The sequence below is a fragment of the Leifsonia shinshuensis genome, from assembly GCF_022606355.1.
GTDB classification, from domain to species: domain Bacteria; phylum Actinomycetota; class Actinomycetes; order Actinomycetales; family Microbacteriaceae; genus Leifsonia; species Leifsonia shinshuensis_B.
Genome location: NZ_JAHHZQ010000001.1, coordinates 583,310 through 599,791, shown reverse-complemented (window position 1 = coordinate 599,791; position 16,482 = coordinate 583,310). Strand labels below are relative to the sequence as shown.

The window sequence follows — 16,482 nt, the reverse complement described above, 5'->3', positions numbered from 1 at the left end:
GGTCCCGAGCGTATCCTCGGCACTATGAAGCACCGCCTGGTCCGCTGGCTGCCCGCCATCGTCGTCCCCGTCGCCATCGCCGCGGGAGCGGTCGCGATCCCGCTCGCCGCTGGAGCCGCCGACCTCCCGGTGAAGTCGCCGGGGGACGTCCTCCGGCTGGTCGCGTCGAGCGACACGAAGGCCTTCGCCGGCACCGTCGAGCAGAGCTCCGACCTGGGGCTCCCGAGCCTGCCGAAGACGGGAGGCGGCTCCAGCGCCGACAGCTCGGTCACGAGCACGCTCGAGCTGCTCATGGGCGACCACACGGCCAAGGTGTACGTGGACGGCCCGACGAAGGTGCGCGTACAGGTGCTCGACCAGCTCGCCGAGCGCGACGCGATCCGCAACGGCTCCGATGTCTGGGTCTACCAATCGTCGGACGAGTCCGTGACGCACCTGACCCTTCCTCAGCACACCTCCGACGCGAAGGGCACGACGCCGGCACCCGACGCCACGGCGACCACGCCGCAGGCCCTCGCGGAGCGCTTCCTCGCGGCCGTCGACCCGACGACGAAGGTCTCCCTCGGAGCGAACACGAAGGTCGCGGGCCGCGACGCGTACGACCTGGTGCTGACGCCGCGCACCGACGCCACCCTGGTGGGCTCGGTCGCCATCGCGGTCGACGGCCAGACCGGCCTGCCGCTGCGCGTGCAGGTGATGGCCCGCGGCCAGTCCTCGCCGGCGTTCGAGGCCGGGTTCACGTCCTTCACTCCCGGGGCGCCCGATGCCGGGGTCTTCTCGTTCACCCCGCCGAAGGGCGCGACCGTCAGCGAGCAGTCGCCGAAGGCGGGGGAGCGCCCGTCGGCCGGGTCGCACCCGAAGCCGACCGTGACCGGCACCGGATGGGCGACCATCGTCAGCCTGCCCGCCGGGACGGTGCCGGCGAAGGCGCTGAACGACCCGCTGGTCGGCGAGCTCACCCAGTCGGTCGACGGAGGCCGCGCACTGTCGACGTCCCTGGTCTCGGTGCTCGTGACGGCCGACGGCCGGGTGCTCGCCGGCGCCGTCCCTGTCTCTGCGCTGCAGTCCGCCGCCCGCTGAGCGCCGGATTTTGGGCGACGGACCTGTGAGCGACGCCGCGATCGCGACCACCGGGCTCACCAAGCGGTTCCGCGGCCGTGCGGTGGTCGACGACCTCAGCCTGTCGGTGCCGCGCGGATCGGTCTTCGGCTTCCTCGGCCCGAACGGATCGGGCAAGACCACCACGATCCGGATGCTGCTCGGCCTGATCTCGCCCTCGGCCGGTTCGATCTCGGTGCTCGGCGAGGCGATGCCGGATCGTGGCGCATCGGTGCTTCCGCGCGTCGGTGCCCTGGTGGAGGGCCCGTCGTTCGCCCCGTATCTCTCCGGGACCGCGAACCTGGTCCGCAGGGACACCGCCGACCGCTACGCGCCGGGATCGACGCGTTCGGCGCGAGTGGAGGCCGCGCTGGAGCGGGTCGGCCTGTCGCACGCCGCCGGCAAGCACGTGCGCGCCTACTCGCTCGGCATGAAGCAGCGCCTCGGGATCGCCGGCGCCCTGCTGACCGATCGCGACCTCCTCGTGCTCGACGAGCCGACGAACGGACTCGACCCACAGGGCACCAGGGAGGTGCGCAATCTCGTGCGGTCGCTCGCCGGCGAGGGTACGACGGTGTTCGTCTCGAGCCATCTGCTCGCCGAGATCGAGCAGATCTGCTCCCACGCCGCGATCATGCGGGCCGGCAAGCTGGTGGCGCAGGGATCGCTCGACGAGCTCCGGAGCGCCTCCGGTCCTCGCGTCATCGTGACCACGCCCGATCGGGCCGCCGCCGCGGACGTCTTGACCGGGCTCGGCCTCGCGCCGGATGCCACGGGCCGGGAGGTGGAGGCCGCCCTCGGCGACGACGGGCCGCCCGCGGAGGACCTGGCCGCGGCGCTGGTCGGCGCCGGTGTGCGCCTGCGCGGCTTCGCCGTGCGCGCGTCGAGCCTCGAGGAACGGTTCGTGGAACTGACCGGGGAGGGCTTCGATGTCGAGCAGTGAGGCGGTCCCCGTCGAGGTGACCTCCGCCGCGCCCGGCGCGCGGGCCGCCGTGAAGGCCCGCCGCGACCGGCCGTCGGCCGGTTGGGCGTTGCTGGGCTCGGAGCTGTCCGTGATGTTCCGCCGATGGCGCACCTGGGCGATGCTCGCCGCGCTGGCGGCCGTCCCCATCCTGATCGCGGTCGCCGTGCGGGTGACCGGTCGCGGCCGGGGGCCGGCGTTCCTCGACCAGATCACCAGCAACGGCCTGTTCGTGGCCTTCACGGCGCTGGTCGTGTGCGTTCCGCTGTTCCTCCCGCTCACGATCGGGGTGGTCGCCGGCGACACCATCGCCGGCGAAGCGAGCCACGGCACGCTGCGCTACCTGGTCATCGCACCGGCCGGGCGCCTGCGGCTGCTCGCGTTCAAGTACGCGGGCTGCGCGGTCTTCTGCGTGGCCGCGGCCCTGACGGTCGCGGTCGCCGGGGCGCTGATCGGCGCGATCCTCTTCCCGATCGGCCCGGTGACGCTGCTCTCCGGGAGCGTGGTGAGCATGGGCGACGCGGCCGTGCGCCTGCTGCTGATCGCGCTGTACATCGTCGTGTCGCTGCTGGGGATGTGCGCGATCGGGCTGTTCCTGTCGACCCTGACGGACGTGCCGGTGGGGGCCATGGCTGCGACGGCGGTCCTGGCCGTGGTGTCGCAGGTGCTCGACCAGCTGCCGCAGCTGGACGCGCTGCACCCCTGGCTGTTCAGCCACTATTGGCTGGGCTTCGCCGACTTCCTCCGCGCGCCGTTGGTCTGGGACTCGCTCGTCTCGAACGTCTGGCTTCAGGCCGGCTACGTCGCGGTCTTCGGTGCGCTCGCGGTCGGCCGCTTCCTCAGCAAGGACATCCTGTCCTGACGGCGCTGAGATTCGTCACGAATGTCGTGATTCGTGCCACGAATGTCGACATTCGTGACGAATGTTGGAGAGCCGGCTAGGGGATGGTCTCGGCCGTCGCCTCGAGGTCGGACCGGGGATGTCCGCGCTGCGTGGCGATGCTGACGCCCGCTGCCACGCAGACGACGACGATGCCCACGACCTGCACGAGCGCGAAGTGCTCGCCGAGCACCAGGACTCCGAAGAGGGTCGCGATCACGGGGCCGAACGAGGTGATGACCGCATAGAGCCGTGGCGTGATCCGTCGCAGGATGAAGGTGTCGAGGCTGTACGGCACAGCGGAGGACAGGATCCCGGCCGTCAGGAGCAGGCCGGCCACGCGCCAGTCGATGCGCGAGTAGTCGATCACGATCAGGGCGAGGGGGACCGTGAGCGCCGTTGCGACGACGCTCGCGACGCTCAGTCCTTCGAGACCCGGTAGTCGCGTGGCCACCCTCCGTGTCAGCAGGATGTAGGCCGCCCACGACGCCGCGGCCGTGAGCGCGAGCACGACGCCGATCGGGTCGATCGCGCCCTCCGTCGCGGTGAGCAGCACGACCCCGCCTGCCGCGGCGACGGCGCACGCTGCGTCGAGCAGCCGACGCGATCCGGCCAGCGCGAGCGCGAACGGTCCGAGGAACTCGATGGTGGCGGCGATCCCGAGGCCGAGCCGCCCCACCGCCTCGTAGAAGCTCAGGTTCATCGCCGCGAGCACGACGCCGAGCGCGAGAGCCGGCCAGAGCCGGCGCCAGGTGAGCTCGGCACGCCGCGGGCGGTAGAACGGCAGGATGCAGACGGCCGTCACGACCTGGCGGACGGCGACGACGACGAGGGAGCCGACGATCGGGATGAGCAGGCCGGCCACGGACGAGCCGAAGTTGATGCTGACCTCGGTGGCGACTTGGGTGCCGGCCCCGACGACGACCCGGTTGCGCTGCGAGCTCACTGGTCGAGCTTAGAGCCTCGCGGGCCGCGCCCGATGCCCCGCGACCCGTCAGACGCGCAACTCGCGCCGCATGACCGCGCGCGTCGCGCTGGGTCGGCGCACGACCTCGAAGCCGCCGTCGCCGAACAGTGAGACCGTGCCGTGATAGCGCTCTGCGGCGGACAGCGAGGGCCGGACCTCCGGGTCGACCGGGTAGCCCTCGACGATGGTCGCGCCCCGCTCGCGGGCGTGCTCGACCGCTCCGGCGAGGAGGGCACGTGCGATGCCGCGCTTGCGGTACTCCGGTCGGACCACGAAGCAGGTCACCGCCCAGACATCGTCGGGGTCACCCTCCGTGCGCCGCGTGATCGGCGACCGCGCCAGCGCCGGGTAGGCGGAGAACGGCTCGACCGCCGCCCAGCCGACCGGCTCGCCGTCGATGCGGGCGATCACCCCGGGCGATCCGTCCTGCACCTGCGCGTGCAGCAGAGCCTCGGTCTGCTCGCGTGTGGCGGCGTCCCAGTCGGCGCGGCTCAGCTTGAACCACTGGCACCAGCAGCTCGACGCGTCGCCTTTCGCGCCGAAGACCGTCTGCAGTTCGCTCCAGGTCGACGCGTCGACCGATTCCGTGACCACCTCGTCCGTCATGCCCCGAACGTATCGCGCCCTCCCGACATCCGCCTCGTTTTCACCGCGAGGGGCACGTAAACGCCCGCTGAACGCTCGGATACGGGCGACGACGTGCCCCTCGACGGCGCGCCATCGTGCTCGTAGGATTCCCGGGTGAGCGACCTCTCCCCAGCCCCTCTTTCCACCGGCGAACTCGATCAGCTGGACGCGTGGTGGCGCGCCGCCAACTACCTCTCCGTCGGGCAGATCTACCTCCTCGACAATCCGCTGCTGCGTCGTCCGCTCTCGCGCGACGACATCAAGCCGCGGCTGCTGGGGCACTGGGGCACCACCCCCGGTCTCAACTTCGTCTACGCGCACCTCAACCGCGCGATCAGGCAGCGCGATCTGGACACCCTGTTCGTCGCCGGGCCCGGACACGGCGGACCCGGCGTCGTCGCAGGCGCCTACCTGGACGGCACCTACAGCGAGGTCTACAGCGCGATCGACCGCAGCGAGGACGGCCTGCGCCGGCTGTTCCGGCAGTTCTCGTTCCCGGGCGGCATCCCGTCGCACGCCGCGCCGGAGACCCCCGGCAGCATCCACGAGGGCGGCGAGCTCGGCTACGCGCTCTCGCACGCCTACGGTGCCGCGTTCGACAATCCCGGTCTCCTGGTGGCAGCCGTCGTCGGCGACGGGGAGGCGGAGACCGGGCCGCTCGCGACGGCCTGGCACTCGAACAAGTTCCTGAATCCGAAGAGCGACGGCGTCGTGCTGCCGATCCTGCACCTCAACGGGTACAAGATCGCGAACCCGACCGTGCTGGCGCGCATCCCGGAGAGCGAGCTGTTCGAGCTGATGCGCGGCTACGGCTACACCCCGTACCTGGTCTCCGGCGGCTTCGACGGCGAGGACCCGCGCGAGGTGCACAAGCGGATGGCGGCGACGCTGGACGAGATCCTCGACCGGATCGCCGAGATCAAGGCGGCCGCAGCGGCCGGAGATCTCGTCGACCGGCCCGCGTGGCCCATGCTCATCCTCCGCACCCCGAAGGGCTGGACCTGTCCTGCCGAGATCGACGGCCATCCCGCCGAGAACAACTGGCGCTCCCACCAGGTGCCGCTCGCCGACGCGCGCGACACCGAGGCGCACACGCGACTCCTGGAGAGCTGGCTGCAGTCGTACCGGCCGGAGGAGCTGTTCGACGACTCCGGCGCCCCCGTCGACCTCGTCGCCGGTCTCGCGCCGGAGGGCGCACGTCGGATGAGCGCCAACCCGGCGGCGAACGGCGGGCTGCTGCGCAAGGACCTGCGCCTGCCCGACTTCCGCGACTACGCCGTCGACGTTCCGGCGCCGGGGGAGACGGTCGCCGAGGCGACCCGGGTGCTCGGCGGCTGGCTGCGCGATGTCATGGCGGAGAACCCCGTCGACTTCCGGCTGTTCGCGCCGGACGAGACGGCCTCCAACCGGCTGCAGGACGTCTACGAGGTCACCGGCAAGCAGTGGAACGCCGAGTACCGGCCGATCGACTCCGACAATCATCTGGTGCCGAGCGGGCGGGTGATGGAGGTGCTGAGCGAGCACCAGTGCCAGGGCTGGCTCGAGGGCTACCTGCTGACCGGGCGGCACGGGGTGCTGACCTCGTACGAGGCGTTCATCCACATCGTCGACTCGATGTTCAACCAGCACGCCAAGTGGCTCAAGAGCTCGCGCGCCATCGCGTGGCGGCGGCCGGTCGCATCGCTGAACTACCTGCTCAGCTCGCACGTCTGGCGACAGGACCACAACGGCGCGTCGCACCAGGACCCCGGGTTCATCGACCACGTCGTCAACAAGAAGGCCGACATCGTGCGGGTCTATCTGCCGTTCGACGCGAACACCCTGCTGTCGACCTACGATCACTGCCTGCGCTCGGTCGACTACGTCAACGTCGTGGTGGCGGGCAAGCAGCCGGCACCCAACTGGCTGAACATGGCCGACGCCATCGCGCACTGCACGCGCGGCATCGGGATCTTCGAGTGGGCGGGCACCGAGCGCGACGGTGAGGAGCCGGACGTCGTGCTCGGCTGCGCGGGCGACATCCCGACGCTGGAGGTGCTCGCCGCCGCGGACATCCTGCGTCGACGGCTGCCGGACCTCGCCGTACGGGTGGTGAACGTCGTCGACCTGATGCGGCTGCAGAGCGAGGGCGAGCACCCGCACGGGCTGAGCGACCACGAGTACGATGCGCTGTTCACGGTCGACAAGCCGGTGATCTTCGCCTACCACGGCTATCCGTGGCTCGTCCACCGGCTGACCTACCGCCGGGCCGGTCACGACAACCTCCACGTGCGCGGCTACAAGGAGGAGGGCACGACCACCACGCCCTTCGACATGGTCATGCTCAACGACCTCGACCGCTACCACCTCGTGATGGACGTGCTCGACCGGGTGCCGGGACTGGCGGCGAGGGAGGCCGGCTTCCGTCAGGAGATGGTGGACGCGCGACTGCGCGCCCGTCAGTACACCCGTGAGCACGGCGAGGACATCCCGGAGGTCGCCGAGTGGCGCTGGGGCGGAGGCACGCGGTCCACCCGCATCGACACCACCGGGGGCGACAACGACTGACGCCCCTCGGCGTCAGAGCGGCTGCGCGGAGGTGGGATCGACCACGGTGAGCTCGGGAATCTTGGCGGTGCGACCGTCGCCGGAGGAACGCCCGGTGAGCCGGCGGCCGATCCACGGGAGCACGTAGCGCCGGTAGTAGTCCGCGGTGCGGCGGGACGGCGCGCCGGCCGGGGCGGCCTCCACTTCAGCGACGCCCCACTCGGCAGGGACCGGCACGTCGAGCGCCGTCAGGACGTTGCCGGCGACGCGTGCGTGACCGAGGGCGTTCAGGTGCAGGCGGTCGGCCGACCAGTAGCGCAGGTCTTCCAGGGACTCGTCCGCCCAGTTGTCCACGAAGAGCACCCCGTCGCGCGGCAGCAGGTCTCGGACCGCGACGGCGAGCTCGTCGCCGCGCTTGCGCAGCAGTCCGCCCATCGGCAGGTGCCTGCTGGGGTTCGCTCCGCTGAGGAGCAGCATCCTGCTGCCGGAGGCCGCCACCCGGTCAGCCGCGTCGATCAGCTGGTGGGCCACCGAGTCGATGGTCACGCGCGGGCGCATGATGTCGTTCCCGCCGCCGTTGAGGCTGACGAGCTGCGGATGCTGCGCGATCGCCGGTTCGAGCTGCTCCGTGAGGATGGGCGTCAGCTTGCGCCCGCGGATGGCGAGGTTCGCGTAGCGCACGGGCTCCGCGGCCGCCTGCGCGAGTCCCAGGGCCACGAAGTCGGCCCAGCCGCGCTGGCGGCCGTCGGGGAGGTCGTCGCCGACGCCCTCGGTGAAGCTGTCGCCGATGGCGATGAAACTCGTGAACACCATCCCGCTACGCTACCGCCGCCGCGTACCATGACCGGCATGCAGAAGGTCAGGACATTCCTCTGGTACGACGGGGAGGCGGAAGCGGCCGCGAACCACTACGTCTCTCTGGTGCCCGACTCGCGCATCGTCAGCGTCGCGCGACTGGGTGAGGACGGCGCGACCGTGCTCGTGACGTTCGAGCTCGGCGGGATCGAGTATCTGGCGCTGGACGGCGGCCCGCTCTACCGCTTCACCGAGGCGGCCTCCATCATGGTGCTCTGTGAGGATCAGGAGGAGGTCGACCGGCTCTGGGACGGTCTCGTCTCCGGTGGCGGCGAGCCGGGGCCGTGCGGGTGGTGCACGGACCGCTGGGGCCTGAGCTGGCAGGTTGTCCCACGCGCGCTGCTCGAGCTGCAGCAGGACCCCGATCCCGCGCGGGCCGGCCGGGCGAACGCCGCGATGATGACCATGGGCAAGCTCGACATCGCCGCGCTGTACGCCGCCGCCGACGCGAGCGACTGACCGCGTCTCAGCGGGCCAGGAGGGCCTGCCACGACAGCAGGTGCTCGACGGTGACGCCCGCGTAGCCGCGGGTGCCGCCGAACGCCGAGCGCACCAGCGCGGTCTGCGCCTCCAGCGCCGCCGCGGTGTCGTCGCCGAAGGTGGCGCCAGGGCCGCCGGCGACCTGGGGGTCGTCGGTCTCGACGCCGATGCTGTACGGCAGGCGTGCCGCTGCTGCGGCCGTCGCGGCGGGCCGGGCGAGGGCGATGATGCCGTCGTCGCCCGCGGCGTGGTCGGAGAACGCGACGATCGCGACGGAGCGCAGGTGCGGGAGCAGCGTGTCGAAGAGGGTCGAGCCGTCGCCGGCGGGCTTGGCAGCGAGCCACCACGGCAGATCGGCGCCGACCGGGACGGAGCCGGCCGCCGTCGCCGCCGTGTCGTACATCGTGGCGAGCTGGGAGACGATCCCCGGAAGCTGGTCGTCGGTGGCGCCGACCCACGGCTCGACGTCGAACTGGATCGCGTCGAACGGCGCGGCCTTCAGAGCCGCGGTCGTCCACGTCGCGGCGAGGTCGGGCTGCTGCGACCACGCGGGATCGCCGCCGAGCGCTGCGACCGTCGTGACGCCGGCGCCGTGCAGGGCCTTGACAGCCGAGCGCAGCCAGGACGGGAACGGACCCTGGTCGGCGGCCCACGGCACCGAGAGGTAGACCGTGCGCAGCTTGTGCGCCGACGCGAACGCGGCCAGAGCCTTCGGCTCGAACGCCGGCTGGCCGTCGCCCCTGGCGTCGACGGACGGGTCGATGGGGTTGCCCCAGGCCCACATCCCGGTGATGGCCGAGGGGGTGGAGCCTCCGGTGAGGGTCACAGCGCCCGCGGGAGCGGCTGTCGCTCCGAGGCCGGCGACACCGAACAGGAACGCCATCCCGGCCGCAAGGATCCCCGCACCCGATCGTCGAATTCGCAAAGCACACCCCTTCCATGGGACCGGACGGTTCCGTCACGGTCTGTGCTGCGGAATTCGGGTGTACCGCCAGGCAATATTCTCATATCCAGCGGTGGGGGACAGAACCGCGTTCGGGGTACACGGCTGCTCAGTCCCGCCAGCCGAGCTCCCGCCCGACCGCGACGACACCCTCCAGCAGCCGCGCGTTGAACTCGACGCCGAGCTGGTTCGGCACCGTCACGAGCACGGTGTCCGCCATCCGGAGCGCCTCGTCGGCGGCGAGCTCGGCGACGAGCTTCTCCGGTTCACCGATGTACGAGCGGCCGAAACGGGCGAGACCGCCGTCGAGGTGGCCGACCTGGTCGCGGCCCTCCACCTGCGCGCGGGCGCCGAAGTACCGGTACGACGCGTCGTCCGTGATCGGGATGATGCTGCGGCTCACGCTCACCCGGGGCTCGCGCTCCCATCCCATCTCGGCCCAGGTGTCGCGGAAGCGCTGGATCTGCTCCGCCTGCAGCTGGTCGAACGGGACGCCGGTGTCCTCGGTGAGCAGGGTCGACGACATCAGGTTCATGCCCTGCTCGGCCGTCCACTCCGCGCTCGCGCGCGTGCCCGCGCCCCACCAGATCCGGTCGGGCAGCGTGGGAGACAGCGGCTGGATCGAGAGCCCGCCGGAGCTGCCGGTCATCCGCGGGTCGGCGTTCGCCATCGCCTCGCCCGCGATCGCCGCCCGGAAGATCGCGGTGTGACGTCGGGCGAGGTCGGCGTCCGACTCGCCGTCGCCCGGCACGTACCCGAACGACTCGTAGCCGGCGAGGGCGGTCTCCGGTGACCCCCGGCTCACGCCGAGCTGGAGGCGCTCGCCGCTGATCAGGTCGGCGGACGCGGCCTCCTCTGCGGTGTAGAGCGGGTTCTGGTACCGCATGTCGATGACGCCGGTGCCGATCTCGATGCGTGACGTGCGCGCGCCGATCGCGGCGAGGAGCGGGAACGGCGAGGCCAGCTGCGGTGCGAAGTGGTGCACGCGCACGTACGCGCCGTCCGCTCCCACCTCCTCGGCCGCGACGGCGAGCTCCACCGTCTGGAGGAGGGCGTCGCCGGCCGTCCGGACGACGGAACCGGGGACGGCCTGGTAGTGACCGAAGGAGAGGAAGCCGATGCGTTTCACGATGGAGGCAAGGCGTCGGTGGCGCGCGGTATTCCGCGACCGGGCGCAGCGGCGCCGCTCAGTCCTGGAGCCCCTGCTGCCCGAGCCACACCAGGACCTCCGTCGCGACGTCACGCCAGCCGTGGTCGATCACGAGCGAGTGACCGCGGTCCTTGAACGTGATCAGCTCGGTCACCGCGTTCGAGTCGCGGTACAGCTTGAGCGTGGCGTCCGTCGTGACCTCCGGAACCGTGTTGTCCTCGCCGCCCGCGATGAGGAGCAGCGGACCGCGATCCTCGTTCTTCGTGTCGACGGCGGCCTGCGAGTGCACGCTGAAGTTGGCTCCCGCCGCCTGGAAGATCGGTCGGACGGTCGACGGGACGGTCCAGCGGTCGTAGAGCTCCTTCGCCTCGTCGGCGGTCAGCTGGTTGGCGAAACCGAACCTGAACTGCTCCTCGGTGAGGGCGATCGGCTTGTGGATGTTGGCGGGGTTGCCGAGCACCGGGAACGACGACTTCAGCTGGCGGAACGGCAGCGGCAGCACGCCCTTGATCTGTGCGGGGTCGATCGCGACCCCGGCGTTGCCGTAGCCCTGGCCGATCAGCTTCTCGGTGATGAGGCCGCCGAACGAGTGCCCGATGATCACCGGAGGCGTGTCCATCGCCTCGATGATCTCCGCGAAGTGCGCGGTCACTTCGTCGATGCCGTAGTTCGCGACGTCGTCCGGGTGCGCCCGGGTATCGGCCACGGTGTCCTTCTCGCCGGGCCACAGGGGAGCGACGGGAGCGTAGCCCTCCGCCGCGAAGAGGTCGATCCAGGGCTGCCAGCTGCTGGCATGGAGCCAGAGGCCGTGGATGAAGAGCACGGGTTGATTCGCCATGGCCCACACCGTAATGCTCCGGGGGACCGTGCGGCTAGACGTCGACGGAGGGTAGCGTGACGCGCATGGCCGACTGGTTGTGCGCGACGTGCGCCGTCGAGACGACACCGATCGTGACGACGAGGGGCGAGGAACCCCCGCCGTCGTGCCCGATCTGCGAGGACGAGCGCCAGTACGTGCCGCCGGGGGGACAGCGCTGGACGACCCTCCAGCGGCTTCAGCGGGAGGGTGAGCGTGTGACCGTGAGCCGGCTCGAGCCCGGCCTCTACGGGCTGAGCAGCGAGCCGAAGGTGGGCATCGGCCAGCGCGCCATGCTGCTGTGCACGCCCGACGGCAATCTGCTCTGGGATCCCACCGGCTACGTGGACGAGGCAGTGGCCGCCGCCGTGCAGGACCTCGGGGGAGCCGCCGTGATCGCCAGCAGCCACCCGCACATGTTCGGCGCGCAGACCTCGTGGTCGCGCATGCTCGGCGGCGTCCCGGTGCTCGTGAACGAGGCCGACCGGCACTGGGTGCAGCGGGAGGATCCCGCCATCCAGACCTGGAGCGGCGAAGAGGAGGTGCTGCCCGGCGTCCTCCTGCGCACGATCGGTGGGCATTTCCCCGGCAGCGCCGTCGTGCACTGGGACCGCGGCGTCGTCCTGAGCGGCGACACGGTGTTCCCGGGGCCGTCGCAGAAGTGGGTGACCTTCCAACGCAGCTTCCCGAACGACATCCCGCTGTCGGCCGCGGTGGTGCGCCGGGTGGCCGACCGGGTGTGCGAGCGTCCGTTCGACCGGATGTACGGCAACCTGGGCAACGTCGTGCCGGTGGATGCGCGGGAGGCCGTGCTGCGTTCGGCCGAGCGTTACATCGGGTGGGTCGGGGGCGCTTTCGACCACCTCACCTGACGCGCGCCGACCCGGGCATCAGCCGAGGAAGGCGGCCAGCTCGAACTCCATGGCGGGCTTGGGCTTGGCGCCGACGAGGGTCTTGACGACCTGCCCGTCCTGGAAGACCTTCATCATCGGCAGCGACAGCGCGTGATACTCGGCGGACGCTCGCGGGTTCTCGTCGGCGTTGATCCGCACGATGCGGATGCGGTCGGGGTGCTCGTCCGCGATGCGCTCCAGGATCGGCGTGACGGCGCGGCACGGCCCGCACCACGGGGCCCAGAACTCGACGAGGGTGGTGCCCTCCGCGTCGAGGACGTCGGAGGCGAAGGAGGCGTCGGTGACGCTGGCGAGTGTGCTCATGCCGTGAGGCTAAGCCGTGCCCCCGGGGTCAAGGTCAAGCAGCTGTGCGAGCATGGGACGCAGGAGGTGCCCATGGAGAGCCTGACCCCGCAGGAGATCCGCGAGTCGTTCGTGAACTGCTCGCGCGCCGATGCCGCGGAGCTGCCGCTTCCCCCCGGACTGCACGAGGTCGACTGGGCGCGCCGCGAGTACCTCGGCTGGCGCGACCCGCGCCTACCGCAGCGCGGCTACGTGGTCATCCCGACCGAGAGCGGTGCGGTGGGCATCGTGCTGCGCGCGTCGGAGGCCTCCATGCGCTCCCACCAGCCGACGATGTGCGGGTGGTGCCAGGACGTGCATCTGGTCCGTGACGTCTACTTCTGGTCTGCGCGGCGCGCCGGCGAGGCGGGCCGCAAGGGCGACACGGTCGGAGCTCTCGTCTGCGGGTCGTTCGAGTGCACTGAGAATGTGCGCCGCACACCTCCCACGCACTATGTCGGCTTCGATGCCGACCGGGTCGTCGACGATCAGATCGCTGGCCTCGGCGAGCGCGTCCGCCGCTTCGCCCAGGCGGTGGTCGGCGCCCGCATCTAGGGCCGACTTCCCGGGTCATAGCCGATCCATACCCTTCCGTCAGGCCCCTCCCATCCGGATTAAGGATGCGGAAAGAATCCCCGAGCACGCTGGAATCAGCGGACGACGGGATGGAGGCCCACGACATGGACAGGCGATCGGCAGGGCGGCGCGCGGCCGTCGGCATCACGACGGCGATCGGGATCGGGAGCCTCGCGGTCACCGGGATCCTCTCGGGTCTCCTCTTCGCCGGGACGACCTCCACGACGTCGGGGACGGCCTCGACCGGCACGGGGAGCACCTCGTCGGGGTCCGGCAGCACCGGCAGCAGTAGCGGCAGCAGCGGCAGCAGCAGCGGGACCGACTCCGGCAGCGGCGTTCAGCAGAGCCAGGGAGGTGGGTTCAGTGGGCGCTCCGGCGGATCCTGACCGTCCGGCCACTCCGGTGGGGGCGAGCAGGGAGTTCTCCGTCTGGGGGCTCACCGGGCGCATCGTCGTGACCGATCCCGACGCGCTCGCAGACGCCCTCCGGATCGCGGAGGTCGAGCTCGCCGCGATCACCACGGCCTGCTCGCGCTTCACCGACAGCGAGCTCTCCCGCGTCAACGCCGCGGCGGGGCGTGACGGAGGGATCGAGCTCAGCCCGCTGCTCGCCGAGTTCGTGGCGATCGCGCTCGCCGCGGCCGCCGACACCGACGGCGATGTCGATCCCACCCTCGGCGGCGACCTCGACCGCCTGGGGTACGACCGGGACTTCGCGACCCTCCCGCTGGACGGCCAGACCGCGGTGGGCATGACGGCCAGCGCGGCACGCAGGCGTCCGGGATGGCCGCGCATCGCGCTCGACGGGCGTGTGCTCTCGCTCCCCGGCGACCTCCGGCTCGACCTCGGCGCGACCGCCAAGGCGCACTCCGCCGACCGGATCGCGGCGCGCATCGCCGCGGAGACGGGTTCCGACGTTCTCGTCGAGCTCGGCGGCGATCTCGCCACAGCGGGGCACGGCGGTCGGTTGTGGGAGGTGCTGGTGCAGGATCTCCCCGGCGACCCCGCCCAGCAGGTCGCGATTCCGAGCGGCGGAGGTGTCGCGACCTCCAGCACGCAGAAGAGGCGGTGGCGCAGCGACGGGCGTACGCGCCATCACATCCTCGATCCGCGGTTCGGGCTGCCCGCCGAGGAGGTCTGGCGGACGGTCACCGTGGCCGCCTCCGACTGCGTGCGCGCGAACACCCTCAGCACGGCGGCGGTCGTGCGCGGGCTGCGGGCGCCGTCCTGGCTGCGGGAGCGTGGAGCCGACGCGCGACTCGTCGCCCGCGACGGCTCGATCGTCACAACGGGCAGGTGGCCCGCCGACCCGGCGGAGGTGGACCGATGACCGACGACATCCTCTGGGCCGTCGGACGCTCCTCCGGCGTCGTCGCGCTGCTCCTGCTGACGGTGTCGCTGTGGCTCGGCATCGTGGCCAGGTCCGGTCGCCCGCTGCCCGGCCTCCCGCGCTTCTCCGTGACATTGGTCCACAGGAACGTCTCGCTCCTCGCGGTGGTCTTCCTGGTGCTGCACATCGGGACGCTGCTGCTCGACAGCTACGCGAAGCTCACGCTGACGGACGTACTGGTGCCGTTCCTGGGTGTGCGTCAGCCGTTCTGGCTCGGACTGGGAACCGTCGCCGTCGACCTCCTGATCGCGGTGACGATCACTGCTCTGCTGCGGCGGCGTCTCGGCCTGCGCGTCTTCAAGGCCGTGCACTGGCTGAGCTACGTCATGTGGCCGGTGGCCGTGGCGCACACGGTCGGCGACGGCACCGACGGCACAGCGACCTGGATGCTGCTGCTCGCCGGAGCGTGCGTGCTGTTCGTGCTCGCGGCCGTCTTCTGGCGGCTGTCCGCCGGGTTCATCGAGAGCGCTCGCGCGCGCCGAGGGGAGTCGTCATGACCACGACCGTGGACGACCAGCCGGCCGGGGGCCTCCCCGGCCCGTCGGCCGGAGTGATCCCGCCCCGCGTGTTCGCCGCAGGGCGCGCGGCGACGTCGAGGGCGCACACGGCCGCATTCGGACCGCGCCGCGCGCTCAGCAGGGATGAGCTGCTGGGCGAGCTCCAGCGATCGGGGCTGACCGGTCGCGGCGGAGCCGCGTTCCCGGTGCATCGCAAGCTCGCGGCGGCCGTCGGGCGGCGTGCGCCCGTCATCATCGGCAACGGTTCGGAGGGGGAGCCGTGGAGCTGGAAAGATGCGGTCCTGCTCGCCAACGCGCCGCACCTGGTGCTCGATGGGCTCCTGACCGTCTCGGCCGCCCTCGGCGCTCGCCGGACGATCCTGTACCTCGACCGTCGCTCGGTCGCGCCCGTCGCGGCGGCGATCGCCGAGCGCTCCGACGCGGGAGGCGTCGAGCTGTTCGAAGCGGACGACCGCTTCATCGCGGGAGAGGCGACCGCGGTCGTCAACGCGATCCAGAACGGCGTCGCGCTGCCCGTCGACCGCGTCCGGCGGCTGACCGAGTCCGGCCTCGACAGGCGTCCGACACTCGTCCACAACGTCGAGACGCTTGCGCAGCTGGCGCTGGTCGAACGCTACGGAGGCGACTGGTTCCGCGCCGTGGGCGATCCGACGCAACCGGGGACGCGGCTCGTCACCGTCACCGGCGACGTGGCCGCCGAGGGCGTCTTCGAGGTGCCGACCGACCTCGACGTCGCGTCCGTCGTCGCCCGGGCGGGCGGCGAGGCCCGGTTGGCCTCCGGCGTGCTTTTGGGCGGCTACCACGGCCAGTGGATCACCGCGGGCGAGACGACCGCGCCGCCCGGCGACCGCGCCGGCGCGGGCGTCGTGCACGTGCTCGGCGCTCAGCGCTGCGGGCTCGCGGTGACCGCCCGCATCGTCGCCGAGCTGGCGGAGGCCTCCGCGGGCCAGTGCGGACCGTGCCTGTTCGGCCTTCCTGCGCTGGCGGCCAGGTTCGCCGATCTGGCAGCGGGACGACTCACCCCGCAGGCCGCTGCAGAGGCGGCACGCCTGGCCGAGGCCGTGGACGGCCGCGGGGCGTGCCACCATCCCGACGGCGCCGCCCGCCTGGCCAGGAGCGCGCTGCGGGTGTTCGCGCGCGACGTCCACGCGCACGCCGAAGGACGCTGCGTGAGGAGCATCCGGTGAGCGCGCACCACAGCCTCCACGTCGACTGGACCCGCTGCGACGGCCGTGGGCTGTGCGCCGAGCTCCTGGACGGGACGATCACCCGCGACGAGTGGGGCTACCCGTTCGCCGTCGGAGTGCCGGCGTCCTCGCGTTCCGACATCCCGGTGCGCGACGATCAGCTGGAGGCCGCGGAGGACGCCGTTGCACTATGCCCCGTGCTGGCTCTGCGCCTGCGCCCGCGCCCCTGAATCG

The 16,482-nt window shown here is 71.8% G+C and carries 19 protein-coding genes; 12 read left to right on the top strand and 7 right to left on the bottom strand.

What is annotated here, in order from left to right:
• Nucleotides 1–24 precede the first annotated feature (24 nt).
• The 3 genes from KNO15_RS02950 to KNO15_RS02940 are packed head-to-tail and all read left to right on the top strand — an operon-like array spanning nt 25 to nt 2,921.
• A complete protein-coding gene (locus KNO15_RS02950) occupies nt 25–1,080 on the top strand; it encodes a LolA family protein (RefSeq protein WP_241701957.1) in 1,056 nt (351 codons plus the stop codon).
• A gap of 25 nt (nt 1,081–1,105) precedes the next feature.
• Nucleotides 1,106–2,041 carry an ABC transporter ATP-binding protein gene (locus tag KNO15_RS02945; protein WP_241701955.1) on the top strand — a complete coding sequence of 312 codons (936 nt, stop codon included), beginning with the start codon at nt 1,106–1,108 and terminating at the stop codon, nt 2,039–2,041.
• Nucleotides 2,028–2,921, top strand: a complete 894-nt coding sequence (locus tag KNO15_RS02940) for an ABC transporter permease (RefSeq protein ID WP_241701954.1) — start codon at nt 2,028–2,030, stop codon at nt 2,919–2,921. The genes KNO15_RS02945 and KNO15_RS02940 overlap by 14 nt, the downstream gene beginning before the upstream one ends.
• A gap of 76 nt (nt 2,922–2,997) precedes the next feature.
• Here the strand turns inward: KNO15_RS02940 and KNO15_RS02935 are convergent, their stop codons facing one another.
• Both KNO15_RS02935 and KNO15_RS02930 read right to left on the bottom strand, forming a co-directional pair.
• Nucleotides 2,998–3,885, bottom strand: coding sequence for an EamA family transporter (locus KNO15_RS02935; protein WP_241701952.1), 888 nt, complete (start codon nt 3,883–3,885; stop codon nt 2,998–3,000).
• A gap of 48 nt (nt 3,886–3,933) precedes the next feature.
• Nucleotides 3,934–4,512 (bottom strand): GNAT family N-acetyltransferase, encoded by a 579-nt coding sequence (locus KNO15_RS02930; protein WP_241701950.1) that lies wholly within the window; start codon nt 4,510–4,512, stop codon nt 3,934–3,936.
• Between the two features lie 135 nt (nt 4,513–4,647).
• Here KNO15_RS02930 and KNO15_RS02925 point away from each other — a divergent pair, with 135 nt between their 5' ends.
• Entirely contained in the window at nt 4,648–7,080 is a 2,433-nt protein-coding gene (locus KNO15_RS02925) for a phosphoketolase family protein (RefSeq protein ID WP_241701949.1), read from the top strand.
• A gap of 12 nt (nt 7,081–7,092) precedes the next feature.
• Here KNO15_RS02925 and KNO15_RS02920 read toward each other — a convergent pair whose 3' ends face one another.
• Nucleotides 7,093–7,872: an SGNH/GDSL hydrolase family protein gene (locus KNO15_RS02920; RefSeq protein ID WP_241701948.1), complete on the bottom strand. Its 780-nt coding sequence runs from the start codon at nt 7,870–7,872 to the stop codon at nt 7,093–7,095.
• Between the two features lie 36 nt (nt 7,873–7,908).
• On the opposite strand from KNO15_RS02920, the gene KNO15_RS02915 reads away from it, so the two are divergent.
• Entirely contained in the window at nt 7,909–8,373 is a 465-nt protein-coding gene (locus KNO15_RS02915; protein ID WP_241701947.1) for a VOC family protein, read from the top strand.
• Between the two features lie 7 nt (nt 8,374–8,380).
• On the opposite strand, the gene KNO15_RS02910 is transcribed toward KNO15_RS02915, so the two are convergent.
• The 3 genes from KNO15_RS02910 to KNO15_RS02900 form a co-directional block, all read right to left on the bottom strand.
• On the bottom strand, nt 8,381–9,319 hold the full coding sequence (locus tag KNO15_RS02910; protein ID WP_241701945.1) for a hypothetical protein: 939 nt from the start codon (nt 9,317–9,319) through the stop codon (nt 8,381–8,383).
• Between the two features lie 127 nt (nt 9,320–9,446).
• The gene (locus KNO15_RS02905) at nt 9,447–10,469 is read right to left on the bottom strand and encodes an LLM class flavin-dependent oxidoreductase (protein WP_241702670.1); all 1,023 of its coding nucleotides are present in this window, start codon (nt 10,467–10,469) and stop codon (nt 9,447–9,449) included.
• A gap of 55 nt (nt 10,470–10,524) precedes the next feature.
• Nucleotides 10,525–11,325: an alpha/beta hydrolase gene (locus KNO15_RS02900; protein WP_241701944.1), complete on the bottom strand. Its 801-nt coding sequence runs from the start codon at nt 11,323–11,325 to the stop codon at nt 10,525–10,527.
• Between the two features lie 65 nt (nt 11,326–11,390).
• On the opposite strand from KNO15_RS02900, the gene KNO15_RS02895 reads away from it, so the two are divergent.
• The gene (locus KNO15_RS02895) at nt 11,391–12,215 is read left to right on the top strand and encodes a hydrolase (protein WP_241701943.1); all 825 of its coding nucleotides are present in this window, start codon (nt 11,391–11,393) and stop codon (nt 12,213–12,215) included.
• 18 nt (nt 12,216–12,233) lie between these two features.
• Here the strand turns inward: KNO15_RS02895 and KNO15_RS02890 are convergent, their stop codons facing one another.
• On the bottom strand, nt 12,234–12,560 hold the full coding sequence (locus KNO15_RS02890) for a thioredoxin family protein (RefSeq protein ID WP_241701942.1): 327 nt from the start codon (nt 12,558–12,560) through the stop codon (nt 12,234–12,236).
• A 72-nt stretch (nt 12,561–12,632) separates the two neighbouring features.
• Here KNO15_RS02890 and KNO15_RS02885 point away from each other — a divergent pair, with 72 nt between their 5' ends.
• The 6 genes from KNO15_RS02885 (at nt 12,633) to KNO15_RS02860 (ending at nt 16,478) form a co-directional block, all read left to right on the top strand.
• A complete protein-coding gene (locus tag KNO15_RS02885) occupies nt 12,633–13,133 on the top strand; it encodes an FBP domain-containing protein (protein ID WP_241701941.1) in 501 nt (166 codons plus the stop codon).
• A gap of 65 nt (nt 13,134–13,198) precedes the next feature.
• Nucleotides 13,199–13,540, top strand: a complete 342-nt coding sequence (locus tag KNO15_RS02880) for a hypothetical protein (protein ID WP_241701939.1) — start codon at nt 13,199–13,201, stop codon at nt 13,538–13,540.
• Nucleotides 13,518–14,483 (top strand): FAD:protein FMN transferase, encoded by a 966-nt coding sequence (locus KNO15_RS02875; RefSeq protein WP_241701938.1) that lies wholly within the window; start codon nt 13,518–13,520, stop codon nt 14,481–14,483. Before KNO15_RS02880 ends, KNO15_RS02875 begins: the two co-directional genes overlap by 23 nt.
• On the top strand, nt 14,480–15,040 hold the full coding sequence (locus tag KNO15_RS02870) for a ferric reductase-like transmembrane domain-containing protein (protein ID WP_241701936.1): 561 nt from the start codon (nt 14,480–14,482) through the stop codon (nt 15,038–15,040). The genes KNO15_RS02875 and KNO15_RS02870 overlap by 4 nt, the downstream gene beginning before the upstream one ends.
• Nucleotides 15,037–16,248, top strand: coding sequence for an NADH-ubiquinone oxidoreductase-F iron-sulfur binding region domain-containing protein (locus KNO15_RS02865; protein ID WP_241701934.1), 1,212 nt, complete (start codon nt 15,037–15,039; stop codon nt 16,246–16,248). Before KNO15_RS02870 ends, KNO15_RS02865 begins: the two co-directional genes overlap by 4 nt.
• Nucleotides 16,245–16,478: a ferredoxin gene (locus KNO15_RS02860; protein ID WP_241701933.1), complete on the top strand. Its 234-nt coding sequence runs from the start codon at nt 16,245–16,247 to the stop codon at nt 16,476–16,478. The genes KNO15_RS02865 and KNO15_RS02860 overlap by 4 nt, the downstream gene beginning before the upstream one ends.
• Nucleotides 16,479–16,482: the final 4 nt, after the last annotated feature.